Annotated in this window: 12 protein-coding genes, 3 tRNA genes and 1 pseudogene; 11 read left to right on the plus strand and 5 right to left on the minus strand. The window is 60.8% G+C overall.

Annotated elements, in window-relative coordinates; all coding sequences use genetic code 11:
• Positions 1-127 precede the first annotated feature (127 nt).
• The 3 genes from ACN0SC_RS11785 to ACN0SC_RS11795 all read left to right on the plus strand — a co-directional run bounded on the left by ACN0SC_RS11785 (position 128) and on the right by ACN0SC_RS11795 (position 844).
• On the plus strand, positions 128-511 hold the full coding sequence (locus ACN0SC_RS11785) for an MAPEG family protein (RefSeq protein ID WP_417249878.1): 384 nt from the start codon (positions 128-130) through the stop codon (positions 509-511).
• 110 nt (positions 512-621) lie between these two features.
• Positions 622-696, plus strand: a tRNA-Gly gene (locus ACN0SC_RS11790).
• Between the two features lie 73 nt (positions 697-769).
• Positions 770-844, plus strand: a tRNA-Gly gene (locus tag ACN0SC_RS11795).
• 96 nt (positions 845-940) lie between these two features.
• Here the strand turns inward: ACN0SC_RS11795 and ACN0SC_RS11800 are convergent.
• Positions 941-1,459 (minus strand): hypothetical protein, encoded by a 519-nt coding sequence (locus ACN0SC_RS11800; RefSeq protein ID WP_417249879.1) that lies wholly within the window; start codon positions 1,457-1,459, stop codon positions 941-943.
• Positions 1,460-1,749: 290 nt separating this feature from the next.
• On the opposite strand from ACN0SC_RS11800, the gene hisB reads away from it, so the two are divergent.
• The gene (hisB, locus tag ACN0SC_RS11805; RefSeq protein WP_417249880.1) at positions 1,750-2,337 is read left to right on the plus strand and encodes an imidazoleglycerol-phosphate dehydratase HisB; all 588 of its coding nucleotides are present in this window, start codon (positions 1,750-1,752) and stop codon (positions 2,335-2,337) included.
• A gap of 69 nt (positions 2,338-2,406) precedes the next feature.
• Entirely contained in the window at positions 2,407-3,045 is a 639-nt protein-coding gene (gene hisH / locus ACN0SC_RS11810) for an imidazole glycerol phosphate synthase subunit HisH (protein ID WP_417249881.1), read from the plus strand.
• A gap of 73 nt (positions 3,046-3,118) precedes the next feature.
• On the opposite strand, the gene ACN0SC_RS11815 is transcribed toward hisH, so the two are convergent.
• A complete protein-coding gene (locus tag ACN0SC_RS11815; protein ID WP_417249882.1) occupies positions 3,119-3,508 on the minus strand; it encodes a DUF2147 domain-containing protein in 390 nt (129 codons plus the stop codon).
• 167 nt (positions 3,509-3,675) lie between these two features.
• Here ACN0SC_RS11815 and hisA point away from each other — a divergent pair, with 167 nt between their 5' ends.
• The 3 genes from hisA to ACN0SC_RS11830 all read left to right on the plus strand — a co-directional run bounded on the left by hisA (position 3,676) and on the right by ACN0SC_RS11830 (position 5,609).
• Positions 3,676-4,398, plus strand: a complete 723-nt coding sequence (gene hisA, locus ACN0SC_RS11820; RefSeq protein WP_417249883.1) for a 1-(5-phosphoribosyl)-5-[(5-phosphoribosylamino)methylideneamino]imidazole-4-carboxamide isomerase — start codon at positions 3,676-3,678, stop codon at positions 4,396-4,398.
• Between the two features lie 88 nt (positions 4,399-4,486).
• A complete protein-coding gene (hisF, locus tag ACN0SC_RS11825; RefSeq protein ID WP_417249884.1) occupies positions 4,487-5,284 on the plus strand; it encodes an imidazole glycerol phosphate synthase subunit HisF in 798 nt (265 codons plus the stop codon).
• A gap of 13 nt (positions 5,285-5,297) precedes the next feature.
• On the plus strand, positions 5,298-5,609 hold the full coding sequence (locus ACN0SC_RS11830) for a phosphoribosyl-ATP diphosphatase (protein ID WP_417249885.1): 312 nt from the start codon (positions 5,298-5,300) through the stop codon (positions 5,607-5,609).
• A gap of 53 nt (positions 5,610-5,662) precedes the next feature.
• Here the strand turns inward: ACN0SC_RS11830 and ACN0SC_RS11835 are convergent, their stop codons facing one another.
• Together ACN0SC_RS11835 and rlmB are read right to left on the minus strand one after the other, a co-directional pair.
• Positions 5,663-6,118 (minus strand): CoA-binding protein, encoded by a 456-nt coding sequence (locus ACN0SC_RS11835; protein ID WP_417249886.1) that lies wholly within the window; start codon positions 6,116-6,118, stop codon positions 5,663-5,665.
• Positions 6,119-6,335: 217 nt separating this feature from the next.
• Positions 6,336-7,115 (minus strand): 23S rRNA (guanosine(2251)-2'-O)-methyltransferase RlmB, encoded by a 780-nt coding sequence (rlmB, locus tag ACN0SC_RS11840; RefSeq protein ID WP_417250056.1) that lies wholly within the window; start codon positions 7,113-7,115, stop codon positions 6,336-6,338.
• A 133-nt stretch (positions 7,116-7,248) separates the two neighbouring features.
• Here rlmB and ACN0SC_RS11845 point away from each other — a divergent pair.
• Positions 7,249-7,332: transfer RNA gene (locus tag ACN0SC_RS11845), tRNA-Tyr, on the plus strand.
• Between the two features lie 110 nt (positions 7,333-7,442).
• Here the strand turns inward: ACN0SC_RS11845 and ACN0SC_RS11850 are convergent.
• Positions 7,443-7,889 carry a hypothetical protein gene (locus ACN0SC_RS11850; RefSeq protein WP_417249887.1) on the minus strand — a complete coding sequence of 149 codons (447 nt, stop codon included), beginning with the start codon at positions 7,887-7,889 and terminating at the stop codon, positions 7,443-7,445.
• Positions 7,890-8,016: 127 nt separating this feature from the next.
• Here ACN0SC_RS11850 and ACN0SC_RS11855 point away from each other — a divergent pair, with 127 nt between their 5' ends.
• Positions 8,017-9,039, plus strand: coding sequence for a hypothetical protein (locus tag ACN0SC_RS11855; protein WP_417249888.1), 1,023 nt, complete (start codon positions 8,017-8,019; stop codon positions 9,037-9,039).
• Positions 9,040-9,172: 133 nt separating this feature from the next.
• Positions 9,173-10,054, plus strand: a pseudogene (locus tag ACN0SC_RS11860) (hypothetical protein); the annotation flags it as partial.

Below are 10,054 nucleotides of genomic sequence, written 5' to 3' on the forward strand. Positions count from 1 at the left end.
CGGAATGTCTAGCGCGAACAGCGGGTAAACCAATCGGTTTACTTACGTGAAGACCTCGGGCAGGTTGCGGCGTAATGCGCCGCCCGACACCGGGCTCGGATCACACGCCGCACAGAGAGGTTGACCAATGTTCGAAATCACTGCCCTTTACGTGGGGCTGGCGGGGATCGCCTATGCCGCACTCTCACTCTACGTCTCGCTCGGCCGCAAGGCGCGGAACCAATACAAGGGGGATGGCGGCGATACTGTGATGCAGACACGCATCCGCCAGCACGGCAATTTCATCGAATACACGCCGATCACTCTCCTCCTCATCGCAATGCTAGAAAGTCAGGGGGCAACCGCGGGTGTGATCCATGCTGCGGGGATCATGCTTCTCGCCACACGCGCGGGCCATTTCTTCGGCTTCGGGCATCCAACAGGCTACCGAATGCGCTGTTGGTCTATGGTGGGATGCTACGCGCTTTTGCTGCTTCTGGGCGTGAGTGTTGTGGTGCGGGCGTTACTCTAGGGCGCGTCATCGGGCAACTATCGGCTCGCGGTAAAGAAAATCCGCATTTCGACGAATTTTCCACTTGCAGCGACCCCGATGATTGCCTATTTCACGCCTCACCCAAGGAAGCGGGCGTAGCTCAGGGGTAGAGCATAACCTTGCCAAGGTTAGGGTCGGGCGTTCGAATCGCCTCGCCCGCTCCAATTTTCCCGCTGACCGCAAGGTCAGACACCCCACGGGAGACGTAAGACACCAACGTTACAGGTGACACGCCGAGCGGGCGTAGCTCAGGGGTAGAGCATAACCTTGCCAAGGTTAGGGTCGGGCGTTCGAATCGCCTCGCCCGCTCCATTTTCCTCCACTTTCGGAAATCAGCTTCTCTCCGCGTCCGCGGATTGAGTCGCATTATGCCGAGGCAAGCCGTCGCCACTTCGTGCCCCTTTCGTCTCAGACCTTATGGGCCAGCGCCGTCCCCTCATGAACCAACTCAGGAAGATAGGCGCGCTCACACGCTTCAGAGACTTGCGCCTCGGGGCAGATGTCATTGATCGTGCATGTGTCGCAGATGTTAGGCACCTGTTCACGCATCGTGGCGCAAGATGTGCTGTTAGGGTTCACAACGCTTTCGGCAATCGCGACGAGATCCTCGGGCGTGGTCGATGCCCCCTGCACCGCGCGCAGATTACCCAGCCGTGAAAAAAGGTCATGCTGCATGACGGGATCATGCTCGGAAACAAGGATGGCCACCGCTTGCGGCTGATGAAACTCCGCCAGCAACGCCACAGCCAAGCCACTCTCGCCGCCCACAACCAGATCGAAAATCAACAGATCAAAGGGCTCGGAGCGCAAAAGCTCCATCGCTTCCTCTTCGCTGCGCGCGCGACGGACATAATGCCCGCGCGTGCCAAAGGCGGTCTGCCATCGCGTCGAGATCTCTACAGAGCCATGCCACATCAAAAGGCGCATTCAAGTATCCATGGAGGGTTGTCAAAGGCACGCACCGGGCGCGCAGGTTTACGGTTTCGTAAGAATATGCCGTCGAAGAAATTAATTTCTTGTTAATGCCCGGCTAAACAATCGCCCCTTCGCGCAGGAAATCCGCGCGGAAGGTCGCGGCCTGTCTCTTATTTTTGCCCCTCGCCCCTACCCTTTTGGGCGCGGTGCGAAAGCCACAGGGCGGAAGCCTTGCACAAAGCCCCATTGGCAAGCCTGCCTCCCCCTCGCTATAAGCGGCGCGAAACCAAGAGGATACGCCGATGCGCACAGCCAAGGTCACGCGAAAAACCGCCGAAACCGCTATTTCTGTCGAGATCAATCTCGACGGGACGGGGCGGTATGACAACGCCACGGGTGTGGGCTTCTTCGATCACATGCTCGATCAACTGGCCCGCCACGCGCTCATCGACATGACAATCCGCGCCGAGGGTGATCTGCACATCGACGACCACCACACGGTCGAAGACACGGGCATCGCAATCGGTCAGGCGCTCACGCAGGCCGTGGGCGACAAGAAGGGCATCAACCGCTACGGTCATTTCGCGCTGGCCATGGACGACACGCAGGTGGCCTGCGCGCTGGATCTTTCCGCGCGCCCCTTCCTCGTTTGGAACGTCGACTTCCCGACGGCCAAGATAGGCACTTTCGACACCGAGCTGGTGCGTGAGTTCTTTCAGGCGCTCTCGACCCACGGCGGCATCACCCTGCACGTCGATTTGGTCCACGGGATCAACTCCCACCACATCGCCGAGGCTGCCTTCAAATCCGTAGCGCGTGCGCTGCGGATGGCGGTGGAGACCGATCCGCGCATGGCCGACAGCCTGCCATCGACCAAGGGTGCGCTCTAGGCGCCCCTTGGCAAGCGCGCCCATCTCGCCTAATCCACGGCTGACAGCACAAAGCGCGAGGACCATGCGATGCTCACGGCATTGGTAGACTACGACAGCGGCAACCTGCACTCGGCACAAAAAGCGTTCGAGCGGATGGCCCGCGAGCGCGGCGAAGGCACCATCGTGGTCACATCCGAACCCGATGTCGTGGCCAAGGCCGACCGCATTGTGCTTCCTGGTGACGGAGCTTTCCCCGCCTGCAAACGCCACCTCTTCGACCACACGGGGCTTTTCGAGGCCATCGAGGAAGCTGTGACCAACCGTGCGCGTCCCTTCATGGGGATTTGCATCGGGATGCAGATGATGGCCACACGTGGTCTGGAATACGAAGAAACCGCGGGCTTTGACTGGATCGGCGGCGAGGTGGACCTGATCCGTCCCTCCGATCCTACCCTGAAGGTGCCGCACATGGGCTGGAACGATCTGGTCGTGGAACAGGCGCACCCCGTGCTTGAGGGCATCGAGACGGGCGATCACGCCTATTTCGTCCACAGCTACCACGTCAAAGTCACCGATCCCGCGCACCGTCTGGCATATGTCGACTACGGCGAGGACGTCACCGCGATCATCGCGCGTGATAATATGATCGGCTGCCAATTCCACCCTGAGAAGAGCCAGCGCGCGGGCCTGCGCATCATCTCCAACTTTCTCGGCTGGGCGCCCTGAGCGGACGGCACCACCGGCCAGACACGAAAAGGGGCCCCGCGGGGCCCCTATTGCTTTGCGATCGGCTCTAAAATCAGTTGATACGCGCCCAGATTTGCGACGAACAGATCAACCCGCCCGCAACACAACCTTTGAGCGTAAGTCTGTCGCCGTTCATCTCCATCTTGCCGATGTAGATCTTGTTATTGGACGGACGCCAGACCTTGCCCTCGTATGCGCCGCCACCCTTGGGCGCCATGTCGATGACAAGCGCCTTTCCGATGTTGGGCGACTTATACTCTCCCTCGGCATTGAAGGTGCGGGTGATATTCCCGCAAATTGCCGGCCCACACGGCGCAAGTTTGACATAGGCATAGGAGCCATCGTCCACCTGTGTCTGCCACGTGCCCTCAACGGGATCAGCAGCGAATGCAGGGGTGGCAAGACCGAGCGCAAGCACGGCGGTAGCAATTAACGACTTCATGGATTTCTCCTCCCTCTTAACTGCCCACATCCTGACGCCGCACGCCCGAACGGGGCAAGAATTACGTTGGGGCACGGGCCTCATGCGGGGCAAGAGCGCGCGCGTCTTGCCATTGCGCGCAGTTCCATGCCAAAGGAAGCGGGACTTTTGACGAAAGGGCCGCTGCCATGATCCTCTACCCCGCCATCGACCTCAAAGACGGCAACGCCGTGCGCCTCTACAAAGGCGAGATGGAGAAGGCCACGGTCTTCAACGACAACCCCGCCGCGCAGGCGCTGGAATTTGTCGAAGCGGGTTGCGAATGGCTGCACCTTGTTGATCTGAACGGCGCTTTCGCGGGTGAGCCCGTCAACGCCGCCCCCGTCGAGGAAATCCTCAAACAGTGCAAAGTCCCCGCCCAGCTTGGTGGCGGCATCCGCGATATGGCCACCATCGAGCGCTGGCTGGAGCGCGGCCTTGCCCGCGTGATCCTCGGCACGGTCGCAGTGGAAAACCCCGATCTGGTGCGCGAGGCGGCGAAAGCCTTCCCTGGGCAGGTCGCTGTGGGCATCGACGCACGCAAAGGGATGGTCGCCACCAAGGGCTGGGCCGAAGAAACCGATGTGACCGCCACCGACCTTGCCCGCTCCTTCGAGGACGCTGGCGTGGCCGCGATCATCTACACCGACATCAACCGTGACGGCGCGATGCAGGGACCGAACATCGAGGAAACCGCCGCGCTGGCCAATGCTGTCTCGATCCCCGTGATCGCATCGGGTGGGGTCTCCTCCATCGCCGACCTGCAAGCCCTCAAGGACTGCGGCGCGCCGCTCAACGGCGCAATCTCCGGCCGTGCGCTTTATGACGGGGCGATTGATTTGGCCGAAGCACTCAAGGTGATGAAGGCATAAGCCGCGCCTCCGAGCCAAGACCAGCCCGATTGCATCACAAGCGCTGGCGCAGTAAAGCCTAAGGGAACGCGTATCCGAGGGAGCCACCATGCTCAAAACCCGCATCATTCCCTGCCTCGACGTGGCCGAGGGCCGCACCGTCAAGGGCGTCAATTTCGTCGATCTGGTAGACGCAGGCGACCCCGTGGAACAGGCCCGCGCCTATGACGCGGCGGGGGCCGACGAGCTGTGCTTCCTCGACATTAAGGCCACGCACGAGAACCGTGGCACCATGTATGATCTGGCGACCCGCACGGCGGAGCAATGCTTCATGCCCCTGACCATCGGTGGCGGGGTGCGGACCACCGAGGATGTGCGCAACCTGCTGCTCGCAGGGGCCGACAAGGTCTCCTTCAACTCCGCTGCGGTCGCCGACCCAGACGTGATTTCCCGTGCCGCCGACCGTTTCGGCAGCCAGTGCATTGTCTGCGCCATCGACGCGAAAACCATCGAAACGGATGAGAACGGCACCCCGACCAAATGGGCGATCTTTACCCACGGCGGGCGCAAGGCGGCGCTCGACAAGGACGGCAACCCCATCGACGCGGTGGAATTTGCCAAGCTGATCGCCTCCAAGGGCGCGGGAGAAATTCTACTCACCTCCATGGACCGTGACGGCACACGGGCGGGTTTCAATCTCGCCATGACCCGCGCAATCGCCGATGCAGTCTCCATTCCCGTGATCGCGAGCGGAGGCGTGGGCAATCTTGACCACCTCGTCGAAGGCGTCACCGAAGGTCATGCCTCCGCCGTGCTTGCCGCTTCCATCTTCCACTTCGGGGACTACTCCATTCAGGAAGCCAAGGAATACATGGCCTCCAAAGGCATCCCCATGCGGCTCAACTGAGGAGCAACCGCCCATGTCCGACATTCTCAAAGAGCTCGCCGCCACCATCGAGGCCCGCAAATCCGCCGATCCCGAAAGCTCGTGGACCGCGAAACTGCTCTCCAAAGGCCCCGAGAAATGCGCCGAGAAATTTGGCGAAGAGGCCGTGGAAGCAATCATCGCCTGCGCCAAAGATGACCGCGAGAACCTCACCTACGAGGCTGCGGACGTGCTCTATCACCTCACGGTGATGCTCGCCTCGCGGGACGTGGCGCTCGACGATGTTCTGACCGAGCTCGCACGGCGTCAGGGCGTGTCGGGGATTGCCGAAAAGGCAGCGCGTTAAGCCCGACCATCGCGCATCACAGCGCACCAATCATCTTGAAGAGCCCAGATGGCTCACGACACAGGGGCAATCCCAAGGCGTGGGATCTCGATCTTCGGACAGCGATCCATGGCCACTTCAGCACCATGCGCAACCGCGAGAGCTGCGGCTTTCTCGTTAACCACGCCGATCTGCATCCAGACATATTTGAGGTTTTTCAGTTCCCTGAGGGCTTCCTCGACCACGGGCTCCACCGCTTCTGAGCGGCGAAAGATATCCACCATGTCCACGGGCTCGTCGATCTCGGAGAGCGAAGCCACGACCCTCTGGCCGAAAAGCTCCTTGCCCGCCTGGCCCGGGTTCACGGGGATGACCTTATAGCCCTGTTGTGCGAGGAAATGCCCAACCTGGTTTGAGGGGCGATCCGCGCGCGGCGATGCACCCACCATGGCAATGACACGAGTGTCGGTGAGGATGCGGGTGATATCTTCGTCAGTCAGTCGATCAAGCATGATGTGAGTGTAGCGCATCTGTGTAACAAAAAAAGCCCGGACACGATGGCCCGGGCTTAAGTGTCGGAACGAGGGACAGTGAGAGTGACGCGCGGGTTCCGTCCGCGGCGTCTTGTTAAAGAGATAGGATTGCCCCCTGCCTGCGAAAAGGGCAGGCACGGTAAAGGTTTCGTGACCGCAGCGCGGGGAACCATTTTCGTGGGCGGCACCTAGGCACGCTCGGATGGCAGGTGCCTTAGCGCTTTGCAGCGGCGTAAAGAGCGACAGCGGCTGCGTTCGAGACATTGAGCGAGCCGAAATCGCGCGCAAAGGGGATTTTGACCAGCGCGTCGACAGTCTCCTTGGTTTTCTCGCGCAGCCCCGGCCCCTCGGCCCCGCACACAAGTGCGACCGCACGGCCCGCGCAGCCCTCAAGCGCGCCATCCAAGGTCTGCTCCGCCTCGCCATCAAGGCCGAAGACGAGGAAGCCCATCTGTTGCAACTCGGTGATCGTATCGGCCAGATTGCGCACCTTGAGATAAGGCTGACGCTCCAACGCGCCTGATGCGGTTTTGGCCAGCGCCCCTGTTTCGGGCGCGGAATTGCGGGCGGTGGCAATCACAGCCTCGGCACCAAATACCTCCGCCGAGCGTAGAATCGCGCCGACGTTATGCGGATCCGTCACACGGTCCAGAAGCACGACCAGCGGCGCACCTTCGCCCGCCCCCAAACAGACATCGCGCACCGATCCCCATTCGAGCGGTTTGACCTCAAGGGCAGCCCCCTGATGCACCGACTGCGGATCAATCGGCACGTTGAATTTGCGCGGATCGACCAGTTCGGGTTCGATTCCCGCAGCAGCAATATCGCTTTCAAGTTTGTTGAAGGCGTTCTGCGTCACCACGAGGCGCAACTTTTCACGCGCGGGGTTGGCCAGCGCATCGCGCACCGCGTGAAGGCCGAAAAGCCAAACGGTCTGGGCCGCAGCTTTGCGCTTGGCCTGTTCTTTTTCGACAACCCATTTCGGCTTTTTCATCGCGTCGGTCTTCCTCGTAATACGGCTTGCGTTCTCCATGCCGAAGGCTTTGAGCGCGCGCAAGTCATTTTCCTGTTGACGCCCCCGCTCGTCTTTCGTATCCCCCGCTCCACACGAGGTTTTACACCTCTGTGGGCGACGGGCTGCAAGGTGCGGCAGCGGACTGTAACTCCGCCGAGGAGACTCATGCCTGGTTCGATTCCAGGGTCGCCCACCACTTCCTTCCCTTTTCAATCTCGCTTATTCGCTTCCTGAAACGGGCGCAGTGCATTCGGATGCGGCGCGCATGGTGTCACCAATGTACGCGCCGCTCCTGTTCGAAATGGTCTAGTTGATCTGGATCGCCGCGCGTTCGTAGTTGACGGTGTCCTCGGTGTCATCGTCATAGACGATCCGCACATCGACCGTCTGAACACTATCGAGTTCGAACGGCACCAGAATTGCATCGAGGCTCTCGGCCTTAAGTGCATTGGGCTGCGCAGTGTCCTCGTAGCAAGGCTCGGCGACAAACTCCGCCTCTTCCCCGCCGTTCACGCTGTAATAGATGTGATCCAACCCGCAGCGCCACGACAGAAGATTGGTGAAATAGAGAAGGTCACGCCCTTCGTAGGGACGCACCGCCACCCATTGCGCCTTGGTCACAGTGAGGATGGGCTTGATCTCCGCTGCCGTGGTCATGGATTGCGCCCATGCGCCTGCTGTGCCCGCGCCAAATGCGGCCGCCAGTGCCAAAACGCGCAGGCCAGTCCTGACACGGTCCTTCGTCGGTTGCATGATATTTCGTCTCCCCGATATCCACGCGATCCCGTCGCGCACGCTCGGTCGCAATCATCGCTGCCCTTTCCTCTTTCGACCCCTGCGCATCCGCCCTATAGTGGCGGAAAAGCAAAGCCTCGAAGGCATGGATAAGCCGACCCATATGACGAGTAAGCCCGAAAACCCGCAACCGTTCAACGTTGTAATCGTCGGCCAGAACGGGCGGTTGATGTATGAAGCACTGCTTTTTGTTGCCTCGCTGCGGTTGAGCGACCCCGATTTCGCAAGCCGAATCCTGATTGCCGAACCGCAAGCAGGTCCGCTTTGGAAGAACGATCCCACCATGCGCCACCCCGAGCTTCTCGCGGCGCTGGCGCGATTGGGGGCGGAGATTATCCCCTTCGAGAGCAAGCACTTCGGCCAGAGCTATCCTTACGGCAACAAGATCGAAGCTCTTTTGGCGATGCCAGAGGGCGAACCCTTTGTCTTCTTCGACACCGACACGCTGATCACGGGAAAGCTGAGCACCGTTCCCTTTGACTTCGACCGCCCCTGCGCCTCACGCAAAGTCGAGGGGACATGGCCGAAACTGGAACTCTACGGACCTGGCTACACTGAAATCTGGAAGTCGCTCTACGACATGTTCGACCTCGATTTCGAAAGCTCGCTCGATCTGAGCCAGCCCGACGAATACTGGAAACGCTATCTCTACTTCAACGCAGGCTTCTTCTTCTACAAATGCCCGCGTGCCTTCGGCGAACGCTTCCTCGACTATGCGCTACAAATCCGTGACAATCCGCCACGGGCGGCGGAACTTCAGGTGTTCGACCCTTGGCTCGATCAGGTGGCACTGCCGCTTGTCATCCACAGCTTCGGCGGCGCACGACGCACCATCCCCGAGGACACGCTGGACGGTGCCGTTTCGTGCCATTACCGTACATTCCCGCTTCTCTTCGCGCGTGAGAACGATCACACCGTCGAGGTGCTTCGCGAGGCGGCGGCCCCCAACTGGGTCAAGAAGGTGCTCAAGGAATATGAGCCGATGAAGCGGATGATCTTCCAAAACAAGGGCGACAAGGTCCGAAACATGTTTGATCGCAACGCCCTGCCACGGCGCGAGGCGAAGATCAGAAACCAGATAAAGCGCGCCAATTTGTGGATGCGTTAGAGCGCGCACGGATTGCTTTGTGCGCGCCCCCGCCGATTACGCGTATCACCCTTTGCATATTGTCGCGAACAGGTTACGTTTCAGGCGGTTATAATGACGGGGCGGCGTGAGAATGCGTCGGTAGATTGCAGGAATGAAACCTGATTTTGCGCTGAACCTGAGCCACGATGGCATCAAGTTGCTCCACCGCGCGCCTGCGGGGTGGCATGTCATGGGCGAGGTCGCGCTCGACGATCCCGACATGGAGACCGAACTGGCACGCCTGCGTTCGCTGGCCACCGCGATCTCGCGGGGCGGTTTGGCGACGAAGCTGGTGATCCCCAACAGCCAGATTCTCTACCGAACGATCAAAGACCCTGCCACGGACCCCGCGCGATCCGCACTGACCCGTGATGCGGCGATCCGTCAGGCGCTTGACGGGGCGACGCCATACGGTCTGGATGAACTGGTTTGGGATGCACAGGCAGATGACGGGTGGATCTATCTCGCCGTTGTCGCCCGCGAAACTCTCGATGAGGCCGAGACCTTCGCCTCCGAACACCGATTCAACCCCGTCGCCCATGTCGCCATTCCCGATGCGCGGGCCTTTATTGGCGAGCCGTTCTTCGGCCCGACCAGCATGGCCGCGGAGCTCCTTGGCCCCGATGCTGTGGTCGAGCGCGACACTGCGGCGATTGAACTGAGCGGCACCGCCATTCCCAAACCTCCCCCCCTTGTCATGCCCGACCCGCTCCCTGAGAACGCTGCCGCGCGTGAGGGCGCGCGCGAAGTGGAAAGCGATCCCACTCCAGATGTGCAGGTCGAAGCCGAACCAGAACCGCATACTGAAGCGGAAAGCACCACCGAGGCCGCTACCGGACCGAAAAGCTCCGACGATGCGCCTAGCCCGACGGAAGCGCTCAAGGAGAGTGCCGAAGCCGCGGAGACAACGGAAGACGCAACGGACGCCACCACAACCGAAGCCGCCGATACGAGCAAATCGGAAGAAACCGAACCGACCGATGCGTCTGCGGAC

The organism is Celeribacter sp. (genome assembly GCF_048261515.1).
Taxonomy (GTDB): Bacteria; Pseudomonadota; Alphaproteobacteria; order Rhodobacterales; family Rhodobacteraceae; genus Celeribacter.